This is a genomic window from Pseudomonas sp. UMAB-08 (assembly GCF_900095225.1).
Lineage (GTDB): Bacteria > Pseudomonadota > Gammaproteobacteria > Pseudomonadales > Pseudomonadaceae > Aquipseudomonas.
The window spans coordinates 413,013-429,265 of record NZ_LT607418.1 but is presented as its reverse complement, the minus strand read 5'-3'; the positions used below and the strand labels follow the sequence as shown (position 1 = coordinate 429,265).

The 16,253-nt window shown below is 52.7% G+C and carries 23 protein-coding genes and 1 pseudogene; 14 read left to right on the top strand and 10 right to left on the bottom strand.

The window, feature by feature from the left end:
- Positions 1–325: 325 nt before the first annotated feature.
- The 5 genes and pseudogenes from K0F75_RS11835 to K0F75_RS25755 form a co-directional block, all read right to left on the bottom strand.
- Positions 326–463 (bottom strand): hypothetical protein, encoded by a 138-nt coding sequence (locus K0F75_RS11835; RefSeq protein WP_219062024.1) that lies wholly within the window; start codon positions 461–463, stop codon positions 326–328.
- A complete protein-coding gene (locus tag K0F75_RS11830) occupies positions 460–663 on the bottom strand; it encodes a hypothetical protein (RefSeq protein WP_219062023.1) in 204 nt (67 codons plus the stop codon). The genes K0F75_RS11835 and K0F75_RS11830 overlap by 4 nt, the downstream gene beginning before the upstream one ends.
- A gap of 88 nt (positions 664–751) precedes the next feature.
- Positions 752–979 carry a hypothetical protein gene (locus K0F75_RS11825; RefSeq protein WP_219062022.1) on the bottom strand — a complete coding sequence of 76 codons (228 nt, stop codon included), beginning with the start codon at positions 977–979 and terminating at the stop codon, positions 752–754.
- A 31-nt stretch (positions 980–1,010) separates the two neighbouring features.
- Positions 1,011–1,235 (bottom strand): hypothetical protein, encoded by a 225-nt coding sequence (locus K0F75_RS11820; protein WP_219062021.1) that lies wholly within the window; start codon positions 1,233–1,235, stop codon positions 1,011–1,013.
- A gap of 41 nt (positions 1,236–1,276) precedes the next feature.
- Positions 1,277–1,499, bottom strand: a pseudogene (locus K0F75_RS25755) (NAD-dependent DNA ligase); the annotation flags it as partial.
- Positions 1,500–1,671: 172 nt separating this feature from the next.
- Between K0F75_RS25755 and K0F75_RS11815 the strand changes: the two are divergent.
- Complete coding sequence (locus tag K0F75_RS11815) at positions 1,672–2,064, top strand: helix-turn-helix domain-containing protein (protein WP_219062020.1); 393 nt, start codon at positions 1,672–1,674, stop codon at positions 2,062–2,064.
- Positions 2,065–2,764: 700 nt separating this feature from the next.
- Here the strand turns inward: K0F75_RS11815 and K0F75_RS11810 are convergent.
- Positions 2,765–3,100: a helix-turn-helix domain-containing protein gene (locus K0F75_RS11810; protein ID WP_219062019.1), complete on the bottom strand. Its 336-nt coding sequence runs from the start codon at positions 3,098–3,100 to the stop codon at positions 2,765–2,767.
- 440 nt (positions 3,101–3,540) lie between these two features.
- On the opposite strand from K0F75_RS11810, the gene K0F75_RS11805 reads away from it, so the two are divergent.
- Positions 3,541–3,744, top strand: a complete 204-nt coding sequence (locus K0F75_RS11805; protein WP_219062018.1) for a DNA-binding protein — start codon at positions 3,541–3,543, stop codon at positions 3,742–3,744.
- Positions 3,745–3,843: 99 nt separating this feature from the next.
- Complete coding sequence (locus K0F75_RS11800; protein ID WP_219062017.1) at positions 3,844–4,068, top strand: hypothetical protein; 225 nt, start codon at positions 3,844–3,846, stop codon at positions 4,066–4,068.
- Between the two features lie 114 nt (positions 4,069–4,182).
- Here the strand turns inward: K0F75_RS11800 and K0F75_RS11795 are convergent, their stop codons facing one another.
- Positions 4,183–5,076: a phosphohydrolase gene (locus K0F75_RS11795; protein ID WP_219062016.1), complete on the bottom strand. Its 894-nt coding sequence runs from the start codon at positions 5,074–5,076 to the stop codon at positions 4,183–4,185.
- A gap of 242 nt (positions 5,077–5,318) precedes the next feature.
- On the opposite strand from K0F75_RS11795, the gene K0F75_RS11790 reads away from it, so the two are divergent.
- Both K0F75_RS11790 and K0F75_RS11785 read left to right on the top strand, forming a co-directional pair.
- A complete protein-coding gene (locus K0F75_RS11790) occupies positions 5,319–5,531 on the top strand; it encodes a hypothetical protein (protein ID WP_219062015.1) in 213 nt (70 codons plus the stop codon).
- Between the two features lie 333 nt (positions 5,532–5,864).
- Positions 5,865–8,459 (top strand): EAL domain-containing protein, encoded by a 2,595-nt coding sequence (locus K0F75_RS11785; protein ID WP_219062014.1) that lies wholly within the window; start codon positions 5,865–5,867, stop codon positions 8,457–8,459.
- An 89-nt stretch (positions 8,460–8,548) separates the two neighbouring features.
- On the opposite strand, the gene K0F75_RS11780 is transcribed toward K0F75_RS11785, so the two are convergent.
- Positions 8,549–8,914, bottom strand: coding sequence for a helix-turn-helix domain-containing protein (locus K0F75_RS11780; RefSeq protein WP_219062013.1), 366 nt, complete (start codon positions 8,912–8,914; stop codon positions 8,549–8,551).
- Between the two features lie 332 nt (positions 8,915–9,246).
- Here K0F75_RS11780 and K0F75_RS25750 point away from each other — a divergent pair, with 332 nt between their 5' ends.
- Both K0F75_RS25750 and K0F75_RS11775 read left to right on the top strand, forming a co-directional pair.
- A complete protein-coding gene (locus tag K0F75_RS25750) occupies positions 9,247–9,381 on the top strand; it encodes a hypothetical protein (protein ID WP_257604333.1) in 135 nt (44 codons plus the stop codon).
- Positions 9,382–9,757: 376 nt separating this feature from the next.
- The gene (locus K0F75_RS11775) at positions 9,758–9,970 is read left to right on the top strand and encodes a hypothetical protein (protein WP_219062012.1); all 213 of its coding nucleotides are present in this window, start codon (positions 9,758–9,760) and stop codon (positions 9,968–9,970) included.
- Between the two features lie 176 nt (positions 9,971–10,146).
- Here K0F75_RS11775 and K0F75_RS11770 read toward each other — a convergent pair whose 3' ends face one another.
- Positions 10,147–10,386, bottom strand: a complete 240-nt coding sequence (locus tag K0F75_RS11770; protein WP_219062011.1) for a hypothetical protein — start codon at positions 10,384–10,386, stop codon at positions 10,147–10,149.
- A gap of 250 nt (positions 10,387–10,636) precedes the next feature.
- On the opposite strand from K0F75_RS11770, the gene K0F75_RS11765 reads away from it, so the two are divergent.
- The 6 genes from K0F75_RS11765 (at position 10,637) to map (ending at position 15,243) form a co-directional block, all read left to right on the top strand.
- Positions 10,637–12,385 (top strand): diguanylate cyclase, encoded by a 1,749-nt coding sequence (locus tag K0F75_RS11765; protein WP_374028633.1) that lies wholly within the window; start codon positions 10,637–10,639, stop codon positions 12,383–12,385.
- Between the two features lie 71 nt (positions 12,386–12,456).
- Entirely contained in the window at positions 12,457–13,185 is a 729-nt protein-coding gene (locus tag K0F75_RS11760; protein WP_219062010.1) for a metallophosphoesterase, read from the top strand.
- Between the two features lie 140 nt (positions 13,186–13,325).
- Positions 13,326–13,568, top strand: a complete 243-nt coding sequence (locus tag K0F75_RS11755; RefSeq protein WP_219062009.1) for a hypothetical protein — start codon at positions 13,326–13,328, stop codon at positions 13,566–13,568.
- A gap of 179 nt (positions 13,569–13,747) precedes the next feature.
- The gene (locus tag K0F75_RS11750) at positions 13,748–14,077 is read left to right on the top strand and encodes a helix-turn-helix domain-containing protein (protein WP_219062008.1); all 330 of its coding nucleotides are present in this window, start codon (positions 13,748–13,750) and stop codon (positions 14,075–14,077) included.
- 123 nt (positions 14,078–14,200) lie between these two features.
- Positions 14,201–14,452, top strand: coding sequence for a ParD-like family protein (locus tag K0F75_RS11745; RefSeq protein ID WP_219062007.1), 252 nt, complete (start codon positions 14,201–14,203; stop codon positions 14,450–14,452).
- Positions 14,452–15,243: a type I methionyl aminopeptidase gene (map, locus tag K0F75_RS11740; protein ID WP_219062006.1), complete on the top strand. Its 792-nt coding sequence runs from the start codon at positions 14,452–14,454 to the stop codon at positions 15,241–15,243. Before K0F75_RS11745 ends, map begins: the two co-directional genes overlap by 1 nt.
- Before the next feature lie 154 nt (positions 15,244–15,397).
- Here the strand turns inward: map and K0F75_RS11735 are convergent, their stop codons facing one another.
- On the bottom strand, positions 15,398–15,625 hold the full coding sequence (locus K0F75_RS11735) for a DUF6555 family protein (protein WP_219062005.1): 228 nt from the start codon (positions 15,623–15,625) through the stop codon (positions 15,398–15,400).
- 416 nt (positions 15,626–16,041) lie between these two features.
- Here K0F75_RS11735 and K0F75_RS11730 point away from each other — a divergent pair, with 416 nt between their 5' ends.
- Positions 16,042–16,230 (top strand): hypothetical protein, encoded by a 189-nt coding sequence (locus K0F75_RS11730; RefSeq protein ID WP_219062004.1) that lies wholly within the window; start codon positions 16,042–16,044, stop codon positions 16,228–16,230.
- Positions 16,231–16,253: the final 23 nt, after the last annotated feature.

Below are 16,253 nucleotides of genomic sequence, written 5' to 3'. Positions count from 1 at the left end.
CGTATGCGGTAGTTCCGCACGTACGGATCTGTGCGGGGGGCGGCAGGTAACTGCCGTCCCTACCGCGACCCTTTGTCTGCCATGGCTTGAGCCTCCACTGAAAAAGGAAAGCGTAGCAGCCGACAACAAAAAGCCCGCGCGCGGCGGGCTATCTGTCGAAGGGGGCTGATCCATCAGCTGATTAGATTGTAGGACAATGGATGGCGAAGTGACAGCAAGTCGTCCTGACGTGTCGTTATTGCCATCTACTTATCAGAGAGCGACAGCTGCATGAGGGCAGTGGATCGTTCTTGGCCAGGCTAAATCACTCGGTGATTTGGGTCGGTTAGTGAGTATTCGCCTTGACGATCAGCCCCGTACCGATTTCTTTCGTGTACCCAAGCAGCACGTCCTCAGCCTCATTGAAGCTTTGAACCAGCTTCAGGATCGCCTTAGCCTCATCCTCAACTCCAGCCTCGCTCAATGGAGAATCCTTCGACTCTCTCCAATCCTGATTCGATCAAGCGCCCGGTTTAATGCGTCCAAGGCGTCGAGGAGAGCTTTCGCCTCAGCCTCTCGACCATCTCCCCAAAGGCGTTCCGCCATTTTGTTCAGGGCCTGGATAGAGCGCTCAATTTCAGCAGCAGTCGCTGCAACTTTACTTTCCGGTTGTTTCTTCGGCATTCAGTAACCCTTCTGCAGGGCATTGCTTTGTCTTTCAATTTTTAGCGCGAATACGTCGCCCGCCAAATGCTTGGGCTAGGCTCGCGAGCTATTCAGCCTTCCCCCGCACAATCCTTCCCGCCTTCACCTCATCCGCAAGCGCTGCCAGCCGATCTGCTTCCTCATACAGCTTCGCAATTAGCTTTAGCGCAGCGACAACATCGGCATCCCCGCAGCTCTTGGTGATTTCGAGTACTTCAGACGCTGCCTGCTCCAGGCTCAGCGCTGCGTCTTTGAGTTCGCGATTCAGCTCTTGCGTTGGTCTGTTGAGTCCCATTTCGACCTCCTACAAATCCCCAGCGGGCCAACTACTCAGCCTTGGCCTGATCCTCGCTGCCCTTTTCGGCGGCATCAGCAAGAGCCCTCAGTTGGGAGGAGGTGTAAAGAAGTTGGTTTATCAGGTCTGTTGATTCTGTATCAATTAACCCTTCAGCTTTCCTTAGCTCGCTCAAGCCTTTTGCAGAAAACTCGAACTCTTCCGCGAGCCTAGAAAGCTCGGAAATCATGTGTGCTCTGGCAATCTCGGTGCTCACAACCACGCTCCTGATTTTACAAATCGCCACACTGCTCGCGCTTATTTGAACAGGGCGCGCGGCCATTGGTGTTCGCCGATGATAGCTATAGGGGAGCCGTAGCTCTGCAGCTTTCATGATTTTCACCCCATAACTACTGTGACGCCACTGCTCATTCCCGATACTTCCGACAACCAGAGAGTGGATTTTCTTGCTAACGCCACCTCCAATAATTCCGCCGCGCTCCTCTACCAGTGTCTGACAGTCTTTCCGTGGACCGTAGGCGCGGCGTTCAGGGAACGACCTAGATAGCCATGCAGCATCTCACTACGAACCCTATACCGTTATAGGTGCTCCATTTCTTGGCTGCTCAACTGATCTGATATGTGTAGTCATTATTGCATCCAAATGGATATTTATTTTCTCTTTGTTTAATCCAAATGGATATTGATCGGTGATGTCATTGCGCCATTATAATGGCGTCATTGTTATATCCAAGGGAATGGCGTTGATGAATCTGGGCATGCGATTAAAACTCGAACGTGAGGCGTGTAGCCTGACCCAGAGCGCCGTTGCTGCCATTGGTGGCATACAACCCAATGCGCAATTACTCTATGAAAGCGGAATGAGGTGTCCGAGGGCTGACTACCTGAGCCGATTGTCTGCTACGGCTATCGATGTGCTGTTCGTCGTGACGGGCAAACGAACGCCGTATGCTGTTGCTGAACTTTCTGCTGATGAATATGCACTTATCAAGTTTTTACGGACTGCGGACTTTTCCGATAAACACGCCGTAGAACATATTATAAATAGATTAGCCGTGACCTTGCGAAATAAGAGTCATGACTAATTTTAAGTTTCACATGTTCCTGGTGTTATTGGCTGGGTCGTTCCTGGCTTTGCTGTGGGCTATGGCCAATTTCCTTTAGAAACCCTCAGGACTGACTTCAAGGTCAGCGATGGGGCTCATGGATGGCTTTATGCGTTGGCGACACGGATTCAGATGTTCCGTATAGCATATCGGGCGTGGGCATCATGTTTCCGACGCTTTGGAGCTGGGTCATGCGCTTACAATAACCTTTTCCGAGTGCCTATAAAAAATAGGGGGTGTGTTCGGTCGGCAGAATACCAGTGAGGGGCTACTACTGTATGAAAACGCAACGCTAAGCTATTGATTCTTATAGCGTGTATTGGGGCTTTTTGGCCAGTTGATCAAGTAGATGCTTTCTTTTATATTCAATAGGTTATACGTGAATAGAAGCCACCTTGACATGGTGGGGCGCGCTGGTTCGAGTCCAGTCGCGCCTACCAAACAAAATCCGCTCCTGCTGGCGGTCTAGACGGGTCAACCGAAAGGTTGGCCCTTTTTTATTGTTTGCGATTTGCACAACGTTTGCAAACCCTCCCACCTCAAAATCAAAATGCCAAATCCGCACCCACATCTACGTATCGCTGCTGACACTAATAAGCGGCTCGCTGATCATGTATCGAAGTTTAGAGCCAAACTGCAGCAGGAGCCCAAGAGGTACAGAAGGGTATAACCCACAACGTTAGTTAGCGAGATAGGGGGGAGGTGTTAACGCGAGCATGATGACTATAATTGCATTCTGTTCTTTTTCGCCCAGCATTCTAAAAGCCATTAACCCCGTGTATTCCATTTCTGAAAGGGCAACAGTTTCAATGGGGGTCTTATTCCCAGTGACGACGTACAGGAGGTCAAGGCCATACCCTGCCAAGGCAGCCAGATAGTCGGCTCTAGGAATTCGGAACCCCTTTTCATAATGCGCCTGAGCATTAGCCTCAACACCGCCAAGGTCTGCAAGCTGGGATTGTGTTAACCCTAACCTTTTCCGTTCCGATCTCAGTCTGGATGCCAGTGTTGGCATATGAGTGACTCCATTCGGTTTTTGTATTCATACGAATTCACAGCGATATCAGTATGCCACTATTGCTTCCCGGCCATGTTGCTTAATACCTGGCGGAAACCGGTCGCGATCTACGATAAAGGTATAAATTTTTACTCGGATGATCACTTTGGTTATATGTCTACAGCCTTCGTCAGGTAGGCAGGCGAGAGCGAGGGAGTGCCAAGTCGGGAGCGTTCCGCGCTCAAACATTGATTTATCGCCCGAGGCGTCAGGTTTGATCCCTGAATCTCAGATCTCTACATTCCGCGAACACGCTTAGCCCGTCAGGCCCAAGGCCATCCACTGCCTGCTAAGCTCTGAACTTAGACGAAAGTATTGCTTAAATAGCACCAAACGACCGTTGGGCCGCTGATTCCAGATGGGATAGATTCCGCGCATGCATGCCACAGGACAGTCTCATGAATCCCCTACGCACACGAGAGGAGGCAAAGCGTTGGATTATCAGCCAAGGGATTTCAGTCAAAGATTTCGCTGAAGCTCGCCACCTCGACCTCGCTTCCACCTATCAGGTTCTAAGCGGTGCTAAACAAGGACTACGCGGCAAGGCTCATGTAGCGGCTGTAGCGCTAGGCATCAAACGGAGTGCCAGTGAAGACGAATAACCCACTTGATCATTAAACATCTATAGGTATGAGCCAGTTTTGGCGCAGTGGCCGTGCCCGGTAGAATGGGGAGACTTCACACTCCTGCGGTGGAAACTGATGCGAAGAGAAATTGGTTACTGGGATCGAGAGGGGCGGGAGCTGTTTTATTACCTGGAGTTCAAGGCAGAAACAGCGGAGTTCTTCATCACCTGCGAGCACACGCCGCGCGATGGTGAGGGAAGCGTCAGGTCCATACCGCTGAGTGAGGCCCGCGGTGAACGCTACTACGATGACGCGTTGCTGATTATCAAAGAGGAGCTTTTCAAGAATTACACAATCTGAACGTGCTTCCAGATGCTGAACTATATTCCTGCGGCACTAAGCGTCCAGGAGGCGGCGATCTCCCTCGTGCATCACCGTGCTGCCGTTGAGCACTCACGCTGTTGCACGTGTTGATCAACGTGCGAGCGTATGGCCGAACGGAACGCTGAAACCGGCGGCGTTACGGTGGCCGCCACCGCCGTATTGTTGAGCGATTGCCGAGACATCCTCGCCCGCGTCGGAGCTGCGCAAGCTGAAGAATCGACCGTCCGGTGTGTCCCAGTAGCAGGCGGCGAAGGGCTCGCCCGCGCACATCAGGTGCCCGGCATCGCTGGTCAGCGTGTACGGCAGGTTTGCCACTGGCACGTCATGGCCGCCGATTACCATCCGGCGTTTGGTCACGCCGACCAATTCCGCAACATCCTTTTGCAGCTTGCGCTCGATCGCGATGCCGTCTGATCGAAGCAGGGTTAGATCAGACTCGATCAGCGTGTCCCAGACGTCGAAGTCATAGGGGTAACTGAAGACGCTGGCCTGTATCTCGCGGGTACCGTCCAGCTTGAACAGCCACAAGTCCCGGTCCTCAATATGGTTGATTAGCGCGGGGCGAGGTGTTTCTGGAAAGAAGAAGTCCCAGGCAATGCCGGCGCCCGAGCGGTTCATATCAAACAGCGCGCCTATGTGGGGGGCGCCCGAGCGGATGCATTTGCTCCGGCAATCCGTTTGGAACTGTCCATAGGTATCGCCAGCGAACGGCAGGGACTTGAGGTCGCCCTGTGCCGTCTTATGGTGGTCCAGGATCAAAACAGACGCCGCCGCTTCGCCCATCGCCATCAATACCTCGGCAGGGTACGAAAAATCCACGATGACGACATGTTTGCCCGCAACGTCCGGCACCGGTTTGCCGTAAATGCCAGCATGAAACTCGATATCGGCGCCCAAGGCTTTGCGCACAACCCAAGCAGCGCCGAAGCCGTCGGCGCAGTGACCGTGGTAAATGCAAAGGGTGGGGCGCTGATTATTGGGCATGGAGGGTTCTCGTCTGGCGACACCGGCTTTAAGTATTGTAAGTGAATACCCGGCAGTGATGGCGTGCGGTGTTCGGGTGTGAGGGAAGGATGAGTGAGTGGAAGAGAACGGCGGTACTCCAACGTTTTAATTGCAGCGCTTTCGTTTGCTGGTCACTCAAAGGGATACTTTAATGAGTGATGGTGTATTCGAATGCATGTATTTTCTCAGGGCCGGTTCTGTAGGCTACTAACGGAGTTCACATGACTAACAGATCAGACAGTGTCTACGCGCAAACGCTTGTGGCGGTATTCGGTGCGGCGTTTGAACTCGGATTTGACCCGTACGCGTTGGCGCTGCAAGCCAAGCTTGATGTAGCCACCGACGATAAGTGGGAACCACTAAGACGCACTGAAAGCGTCCAGCAGGTTATCGACGAGTCCCTTCTCGCGGCCAGGGTCCTGCATAGCCGTTGAGGTAATGAAAGCTTATTGCGCACGGGGGCATGTGCTACCGGCTTGAACTCAGTGACCCCTACCCAGAGGGTGCCTCCCAGTAGTCCGCAACTATGTGATGTTCTATTGACGGTTCAACTGCATCAGGCTTGATTTTTTATCTGTGTAGCTCCGATGGCTGTGAAACTTTTTGGATGGGAGTACGTTCTGATCATGGCAAGATGCTATCTTTTTGGGTGTGTAGTGTTTACTTACTCGATAAGAGCGTCATATTTCTGGCTATTTTGCCGATATGACCAAGGTCTGCCCGGCGGGTTTTCAGCATAGGATTTGCTCCCAAGAAAGGTTTTTTGTATGACGGCTGCAACTCATTTTAAATCGCAGCGTGCGTCAACCAGTAATCATGCCTCCTCGGCAAAGCAGACGTTGCTGGCGATGGCGGTGCTATTGGGAACGGCTCTGATTGTGGCGTTACTGGTGTTGGTGTTCATTGCCTTGCGCCTTAATGATCGTGCTGAAACGCAAAGTCGTTTTTTGGTGGATAAGGCGTGGCAGATGCGCGAAGCAGGGCTGAAGTCCAGCCTCAAGGATAATGCTTTTTGGGGAGACGCTTATGAGCATCTCCATGTCAAAGTCGACCCTGAATGGGCGTATGTCAGCCGCAATCTGGGGCCTTCTCTTTACGATGACTTTCAGATCGAGGGGGTGTTTGTTGTCAACGGCAACAACGAAACTCCGTACGCGGTCATTAACGGTCAGCTTGAAAAGGTTGAGCTAAACAACTGGCTAGGCGGGGATGTCGGAGCACTGATCGAGCGTGCGCGCAAGTTGGCCGATGACAGCGGTATTGCCATCGAATCCCGTCAGGTAGGAGGGCGTCCCGCGTTGGTCGTTGCTGCGACATTGACGACGGGAAGCGATCCAAAAATAGCCGCCATTCCTGGAACGTCATCTGTTCTGGTTTTTGTTGATGTGCTGACGCCGCCGAAACTTGAGCACTTGGGCGAAAGTTACGCAGTCCATAAGCTACGGACTGCCGACGAGAACATTGACGATTCGTCACCGTCGACCCTGCGTCTAGTCTCAGCCGATGATCGCCCATCGATACTTCAGTGGGATCCTGACCTTCCGGGCGAGCAACTGTTCAAACTGCTGCTGCCATTGCTTGTCGTGGTCATTATCATCCTCGGATTCATCGCCAGGCTGGTTATACGCAGGGCGATGACCAGCGCGCGGCTGACCGATGAGCATATCTTAATGATCAACGAAAGCAGCGCCGCTCTTAAAATGAGTGAAGAGCGTTTTAGAAACGTGGCGGAGGCCGCTTCGGATTGGGTATGGGAGGTTGATTCAGACCTGCGTATCAGCTACCTGTCCGAGCGTTTCCAAGTGATTACCGGGTACGACGTTGCGTCATGGTTGGGTAGAAGCCTTGAAGAACTAATGATAGGGGAAATGCAGCCACTGGCTGAATGGTTGCGTCGAGCTGATCAGGCTGGAACCCGGCGGGAGTTGCGCTGCTGCTATCACTCGGCGCAAGGCCGAAGGCGAACGTGTTGTATCAGTGTAAAACCGATCGTGCAGCGCTCTGAAACGGTTGGGTATCGTGGCACTGCATCTGACATTACCCATGAAATCGAGGCGCAGGCCCGCATCCATCATCTCTCCCAGCACGATGCGTTGACGGGGTTGCCAAACAGAGTCCAGATGCAAGAGTTCCTGGCCGGGAAACTAAAAGCCCTGCCGTCAAGCAGCAATCCCTTGGTCATGCTGAGTCTCGATCTCGACAGGTTCAAGCCGGTCAACGACACCTTTGGGCATATCGCTGGCGATCAGGTCCTCAATGAGGTATCGGAAAGGCTGCGTAAATGCCTTAGAGAGGAAGACCTGGTCGCCCGACAAGGCGGTGATGAATTCATCATTATCGTAACGGGCACAAGCTCCGCACAAGAAATTGAGAGCCTTTGTGGGCGTCTGATCGAGAGCGTCGAGATCCCTTTTGTCGTGAATGAGCAGGACGTTTACATTGGCGTCAGCATCGGCATTGCCATCGCTCCCCACGACGCTGTACAGGCCGAAGAGTTATTGCGGTTTGCTGATATCGCACTGTACCAGGCAAAAAATGGTGGCCGTAACACCTGGAAGTTCTATGCCAGTGAAATGGATGAACGGCTGGTAAAGCGTCGCGAAATGGAAAAAAGTTTTCGGCTGGCGCTGAAGAACGACGAGTTACGTTTGCATTATCAACCGCGATACCGGATTGAAGGCCCGCAGTTGGCTGGCGTTGAAGCATTGGTGCGATGGGAACACCCTGTCTTGGGCGTTCAAATGCCCGATCAATTCATCGCGTTGGCTGAAGAAACCGGGCTCATCATTCCCATGAGTGATTGGGTTTTACTTCAGGCCTGCAAGGATGCGGTGATGTGGCAGATGCCGTTGACGGTCTCGGTCAATATTTCCCCCGTTGAGTTTCGAACTAAAAACCTGGTCGAACGCATCACTCTGGTCCTCGCTGCTACCGGATTGCCTAGCAGTCGGTTGGAGTTGGAAGTCACCGAGCGAGTGATGATTGAAGATGCACACAGCGCGTTGAAAATAATGACTGACCTGAAAGCGCTGGGCGTGCGCTTATCAATGGACGATTTCGGTACCGGCTATTCGTCGTTGAGCTATTTACGCAGTTTTCCTTTCGATGGCTTGAAAATCGACAAAAGCTTCATAGAGGATCTAACCGACTCGACTGAGGGGCAATCCATCGTCAACGCGATCGTCGGCCTTGGAAGGGCATTATCGCTGACCATTACTGCTGAAGGGGTTGAAACGGCTGCGCAGCTGGAGCAGTTGAAGACGTTTGCGTGTGATGAAGCTCAAGGTTACTTCCTCGGGAAACCCATGCCACTGGAGTCCTTGGTGCAATTGATAGACGACTGCCTCTCTCAAAAGGTCTGAAGCGATCAAAAATGAAAGCCTGACGCGGGTGGCCCCAAAGAGAAAGAGGACTGAGCAGGCAGGTCAGGTGGTGATGTAAACAGAATGGGTCAGGATGACTCGGTGTTGCCTTTATTCTCTTTCTTCTCTTGTTCATCGGAGTCAAAAAGAGTGGTGATCAAATGCTTGATGTCGTTCTGGACGTCCACGGGTAAACCGTCCAACTCTTCCAGAACCTTGGCTTCCAGCGCAGTTATGCTGTCGATCGATCGGGCTTTCCTGACGCCGGTCACCACGAACAATATGTCTACGCCAGCGGCTGCTATCAGGGAGAGATAGGTCGCGTTCGGGAAACGCTTGCCTCTTTCGTACGCACCTTGCGCATTGGCTTCGATTCCGCCAGCGGCGCCCAGGCCCGCTTGGGAAAGACCGAGTCTTTTTCGTTCTTCTTTTAGTCGCAAACCAATGCCGTTCATGTGACCTCCTTTTGAAGCCGAAGCAAACATTCATAGGAGGTTAGCGCAAACCTCAGTGTTACATGCATAGCTTGTTTGACGCAGGATGCAAGCGGTGGGCGCAGCCTTCAGGCTGACCGCGCCACGCAGTGAATCATTGATCTACTTAATGGTCGTATTACTCGTTGATCACTCCATTGACTAAACATCACTGGCAGCGACAACTCTTCGCAGGGGTTCTGTCCTTGCTTTATCGGACGATAAAATGAAACGAACAGCTATATTTATCTTGGTGATTTCGGGCTCCCTTCTGCTAGGAGGCTGCTGGCCGTACTGGGAGGATGGAGGAGGACGTGGTCGGGATCATGACCGCGGCCATGACCACGGACGCAGTAATGATCGTGGCGATGATCGGGGATATGACCATGATCGCGGGCGTGATCGCGATGGTGGAGACCAGGATTATCGCCGGTAAGCTGTTCCAGTAGCTCGAGCCCGCTTTGCTGTCCGTTCCTGAATGCCGCAAAGGCCTATGGCGGCTGCAAACCGGGTAGGCGTAAGTCTGATTAATAGTGGACTCACCTGCTTCGCTGACATGACCGAATTCACCTTTTGTGCCTCTCAAGAATCAGCATGACCCTTCCTCGGTGTGCAGTCTGCGCGCCTACTGTCGACCTCTGTTTGTTCAACAACTTTGGCGCGACTTTATTTCTGTAACGCGCAGAGCTCCAGACAATCATTACCAAATGTACAAAAGAGCTCAATACAGTGCAAAAGAGTTTATATATGTCTGTGAGAACGCAACTATCAAGGTTCACGAGTAGGGCTGCAGAGGGGGTTGCGCTGTTTAAGTAGGGGAGAACAATGTACGAACCTGAAGATCCGATTGAAGCGAAGAGGCTGATTAAAATCGCCAGGGACGCAGACAAAGACTGTGAGCTGTTCCTGCAGCAAGAATCCCCAATGGATACGCCATGCAAACAGGCAAAACTCAAGCTTCTCCAGCAGAGGGCAAGCCTGGCAAATTCAAATTTCACTCGCTTTTGCATAAACCAGCGCAAGCGACATCCGATTTGAACCTCCGGCCAAGTCGTCGAGGTCTGCAGTCAATTGCCGGGTTGGAACGCAGACCCCGGCGATAGGCTGGGGTCGATCAATAGGCGTTGACTGTCCGGAATGTCGAGCCCAAAAACGATGGGCACTCGTAAGTGAGACAGGCAGGCTCCAACTCCGGAGCGGCCCGCGCAATGGGACTATTTGTTTTTGGCTTTGGCCTCGGCCACAAGGCACTCAAGGGCAAACTGCTCTGTATAGGTCATCTGAATAGGGCTGGTTACCCCTTTGACGGTTCGTGAGCCATCAAGGATGTAGCGTATGCGCCTGTCGGTGACGCCGATGCGCTTTGCGATCCATGCAGGCGTCTGTCCGATGCGTGTGACCAGCTTGTCGGCATATTCGGTGGATGGATTGTAGAGTTCTGCGTTGGGGATCATTTGACGTCCAGATGAAAAATTGGGCCGCGATGCGTTCGCGGTTATGCGATAGATTGCGCGAATCATCGAAAGGTGTCGCGTCATAATTTTCTTTTCGGCTGACTCACGGCACTGAGGTCTCAAAAATTTTTCGCATCGTGCAGCCTACAGCCATATAAGCCTATAATTGACGCGGAATCAGGCGGGCTGGTTCCACTGTTACAGGCTCACGCTTCATTAAGCGACAACACCGCATTATCAGGATTAGTCAGTGCCTCCACTTATAAATGCTGTGATCGCCTCGCCCGCTGAAGAGTTAAAACGCATACCGATGCTGAAATGTGCGGTGATATTCATCATCGTGGTCTGTTCGTCCATCATCGGTTTGTCTTTGCTTCAACTGCAGCAGTCCAAGGCCCACGAGCTGGAGCTGGCTGAGATAGCGTCTTCAAACCTTGCGCGCTCAATGGCGCAAGAGGCGGAGGACACGTTTGACGAAGCCGATATTGTACTGGCCGGATTGGTAGGGTGGCTGCAAGCCGATGGTTATGGCCCCGGTCAGGTAGACCGCTTACATGAGGTTTTTGTCGATCGAGTGAAAGCGATTGAACAACTGCATGGGCTGTTCTTTTTTGATAAGAACGGTCAATGGATAGTTACTTCATTTACTGACATTCCAGCGGAGATGAACAGTTCTGATCGAGACTATTTCATCTACCATCAAAATAATGACAATCTGGGCCCGCGGATCGGGCATGCGATCCGTAGTCGAGCGACGGGCGAGTGGGTTGTGCCTATCTCCCGTCGGGTGAATGACCGAGAGGGGCATTTCAACGGTGTTGTGTTGGCAGCCATCAGGATGTCTTATTTCGATAAGTTCTTTGAAGGTTTCGATATCAACAAAAACGGTGCGATGTTTATCGCGCTAACCGATGGGACGCTCTTGGCCAGACGCCCATTCAACGACGCGTTGATCGGTACGTCTGTCGCGCAAGGGGAGATACTTAAAAACTATCTGCCCCGGTCCAGTTCCGGCACTGCAATGATAACGTCAGTGGTTGATCAGACCGTAAGGCTCTGCGGATACCAACAGCTGAAAACCTATCCGTTGATAGTGGTAGCCGCCATCTCTAGAGATTCCATTCTTAATGAATGGCAAAACAATGTGTACAAATCTGCCGCGATCATTGGGGCCGTGCTCATCATCAATTGCCTGTTCGGGGTGTTATTCATACAACAGTTGCGAAACGGTCAGCGTGTCGAAACCGACTTGCGCAGCGCGAAAGCCGATTTGCAGGTCATGGCAACGCACGACGGCCTGACGGGGCTTGCGAACCGCAGGCTTTTTGAGGAAACCTTGAACATTGAGTTTAAGCGAGGCGCACGGACGACCCTCCCGATAAGCCTGATCATGTTAGATATCGATTATTTTAAAAGCTTCAATGATGCCTATGGTCACGTTGCAGGCGACCACTGCATCGCCGCAGTGGCACGTGTTGTTCGTGAGTCTTTGCAGCGGGAGGCCGATCTTGCGGTGCGCTATGGGGGCGAGGAAATCGCGGTGCTTCTGCCTGACACGGATGAGAAGGGCGCATTTGTCATCGCGGAAAAAATCAGGCTGGGGGTTGTGAGTGAACATATTATTCATCAACGTAACCCATTGGGTAACCTCACCATAAGCCTCGGGTGCTATACCTGTTTTCCAAGCGTCGCCGGGAATATCGAGCAGTTTATTGAACGCGCTGATTCAGCGCTTTATTCTGCTAAAGAATCGGGACGCAATAGGTCAGTGTCTTTTAGCGAGGCGACGACAGAGGGTTCGTTCCATAGCGAGGTGCATATGAATACTGATCCAAAAACACAAGGCGGTGCTCATTCTCCTGACTCCGGATCGGGAATGCCTGATCAGGACAATGACCTCCCGGGGGAGGACGAAAATCCTCCTCCCCAAGACTGGAAGCATCCAGATGACGGGAAAAGCTTGTCAGAACAGGACGAAGAGTTTCCGCTTAAGCCCTGAGCGGTCATTCTGAGCGTTGAAGAATTGCCTGGCGAAGCGGGCATTTTGATCGACGAAGGGGAGGGCGCGGCGTGAGCAGGTTCAAACACTTTGAAAGAAACACGCAGGGCCGTGACTTCGTCGTGGGTGATATCCATGGGCATTTCACTCGCCTGCAAGCTGCGTTAGAGGGGGTTGGCTTCGCTCCGGAGGTCGATCGCTTGTTTAGCGTAGGAGACGTGGTTGATCGTGGCCCTGAAAGTGAACGGGTTCTCGAGTGGCTGGCCCAGCCCTGGTTTTTTGCGGTGCAGGGCAATCATGAAGCGTTGGCTATCAAGCATGTACAGCACAACGATCTTGATTATCCGATGTATAGGGCAAGCGGGGGCGCCTGGTTTCTCAGGCTTGCCCCCAGCGAGCAGCAGAAGTTCGCCGTATATTTTAAGCAGATGCCCATCGCTATCGAGGTCGATACCCCGTCAGGACTGATTGGCATGGTGCATGCTGACTGTCCGACACCTACCTGGGCATTGCTTCGTGGCGCGCTTTTGGGGCATCTGCCGGATTCGGGGCGTCTCGAGGAATACTGCCAATGGTCGCGTGAGCGCCTTCGTCTCAGAGATTCCAGTGGAATACCCGACGTGCGCGCCCTGTTTGTCGGTCATTCCCCTTTGAGCCAACCCGAGCTGCTGGGCAACGTTTTCCACATTGATACGGGTGGTTGGCGTTTTGATGGCAGCGGTTATTTCACACTGGTGAATCTGGCTACGCTCGAAATCATTTCGCCGCGACCCACGAAACCCAACGAAGAAGGGATATGACTCGAGCGTCTCGTTTCAAGCGCTGATCTGTGGATCAATCACTGACGCGGGGGAGCTACAATGTTTGTCACGACCCCGGTGATCCTTTGGTGGCATTTGCCAACTACAGTTGTTACGTCGTGAATTAAAGGAAGTTCGGTATGAATTGCTTGATTTGTAACGCGGGCGCCGAGCGCCTCCAGACCATGAGTGATTGGGTTGAATTGCGCTGTCCCGACTGCGGCCACTATCGGGTGAGTGGGACGTTTTTCGCCGAGATTAAAGCGAAAAATCAGTCCTTCAGTGTTGAAAAGGCACGTACATGGCTTGAGCAGCAGCGCCATATCGATGTCAACGATGCGCCAATGATTGACACCTCTGAACGCGACTTGGTCATGTGCTGATCGCGCGCCGCTACCAAAGCGTCCAGCGATTTAGGGTCGAGGGGGGCTTATCGCCCTATTCTGATGGAGGAAGGCGGCCGACTGTCAGGTAGCGGCAAGCCGCGCCTGCCTGATTATCCAACGTCGCAGGTAAAGTGAGCGTATCGTTACGAGTGACATTTCTCTTTAGGCAAACCCAAATGAATCATCTTGGTTCGAGGTTGAAGGAAGAGCGAAAGACCCTAGGGCTTTCTCAGCAGGAATTTGCTGCCATTGGCGGCGTAGAGGCCAATGCGCAAGGCAAGTATGAAAGTGGCGAGCGTACCCCCCGCTCGGGCTATTTGGCGGCGCTGGGTGTCAAGGGCGTCGATGTGCTCTATCTCCTATCCGGCTGCCGAACGCCGTTGCGCATCGACAGTCTCAGTGATGCGGAAAGGAATGTGATCATCCACTACCGTGCACTGACCGACCTGGACCAGGATGCGATCAGCCAATTGGCGCTGTCTTTATCGGAATGCCTGACTGAATAGCAGTGTCTTGCTGTGCTGCTACATCCCGTTTCTTCTGCAACGCGTTCTCTACCTGCCCCTCGCTCTTGATCGTTGATATATGAAGCGTATATGATTCATATATTATATTTCTGAGGTGATCCTGTGGGCCTGGTAAAAATTTCGGAACACATGCATGCCAATGCGCGGACCGCCAGCGCAGCGCTGAGCCGCTCTATCAATGCTCAAGCTGAACATTGGATGAAGATCGGCATGATGGCTGAACTGCATCCGGCACTCAATTACAGCGACATCTGCCAATTACTCATTCGTGCCGAAAATGCCGGTGGCACTGTTCTGTCGGTAACCCCGTTCGGTCTCTCGCCGTCGATGGATAATTTGCGGGAGGTGATGTAATGGGTGCGGGTATCAGCATTAAGACTGAAGATGATCTGGTCAAGCTTCGGGTTGCCGGAAGGTTGGCTGCGGATGTGCTCGCCATGATTGGCAGTCATGTCAAAGCTGGGGTCAGCACTGAAGCGCTGGATAAGATTTGTCACGCGTATATCGTCGATGAGCTGAAGGTTATTCCAGCGAACATCGGCTATCACGGCTTTACCAAATCCACCTGTATTTCGCCGAACACTGTGGTCTGCCACGGAATCCCATCGGCGTCGGATATTCTCAAGGATGGGGATATCGTCAATATTGACGTGGCTGTGATCAAGGATGGTTGGTTTGGTGATACCAGCCGGATGTATTTCGTGGGAGACGTCAGCCCGACCGCGAAGCGCTTGGTACACACCACTTACGAGGCAACGCTCGCCGGGATTCACGCGGTCCGACCCGGAGCGACCTTGGGCGATATCGGTCATGCCATTCAGACGGTAGCGCACCGCGAGGGCTTCAGCGTCGTACGCGAATACTGCGGACATGGCATTGGTCGTAACTACCACGAAGAACCGCAGGTGCTGCATTACGGTAGCTCACGGCAAGGGCTCAAACTCAAACCGGGCATGGTGTTTACCATCGAGCCGATGATCAATGTCGGCAAGCCTGGGACCAGGGTGCTGCCCGATGGCTGGACCGTACTGACCCGCGATCAATCCCTCTCTGCTCAATGGGAGCATATGGTTGCTGTCACTGAGACTGGTTTTGAGCTGCTGACGCCCTGGCCTGAGGGCACCGGTGAATATGCGCCTGTCTGATCGTTCCGCGGTTCCATGCACATGGGCAGACCAATAAAGTCACAATTGTCGGTTTGACAGTGCCTGTAGTCTGCTTCCTGTTCCCCTGATGCGATGCAGTTCTGGCCGGCTCATGGATGATCAGAGCACGCATCGTGCAGGGAGGACACCACGGCTACGTGGCTCGCCGCCATTGAACGTCGGTAACACCAAAACCTTCAGCCTGCCGGAGTGCCAGCCGGACGGGGCCTGCCGCTACATTGTCGTTGACGCTTCCTACCCCAGCATGCAGCGTAGCGAAGTGCAATGCATCGCTCTCGCACAGGTGCTGGGCCTCATGAAAAAAATGCCGACACTGCCCTTTGAAATGATAATTAATCTCGAACGCTTTCAACTGATCCATATCGCCCCTCCGCTCCTTAGACGTATCACGTCTCAGAAAATATGTACGCTCCCTTGTACCTGTAGGGCATCAACGCAGAAGGCGTAACGCACTACTTTTCATTTCTACGTCGATGCAGGCATGCAAACAATTTCAAGCGGCTACGGCGCGGATGCCATTACGTGGTGAAGTGTATTGCCCAATATCAGGCTCAGGATTGTCGTACTTTAGTCGGGGTAATCCCCGCAAAAATAATTACACCGTTTTGCACTATTTTGTATTAATTAGAATGCCTATCCGATCAGTGGCACTCCGCCTGCGCACAGCTGAAACGGTTGAGTGGCTTACGGTTTTTGGTGTTTCTGAGGGGGAAGTCAGACGGTGAAGTGAGGCATCAGGTGTTACAGTGCCGTCTACATTCAAATGAGGAAGTACGCATGTCACTGCTTGATGATGAACAAGACATTTGGGATATGTTTGCAGCCTCCGCCTTGACCGGGTTGATCAGTCGCGGTGCCATCGAGCCGCTTGATGCTGCCGAACTGGCCGCTGATTACGCGTCGGAGTTGATGATCCAGCGTTCTCTGCGCATTCAGGCGGAAGAGGATGCGGCTGAGGCGCCATAAAATCTGGTCCAGCCGCGATAAAA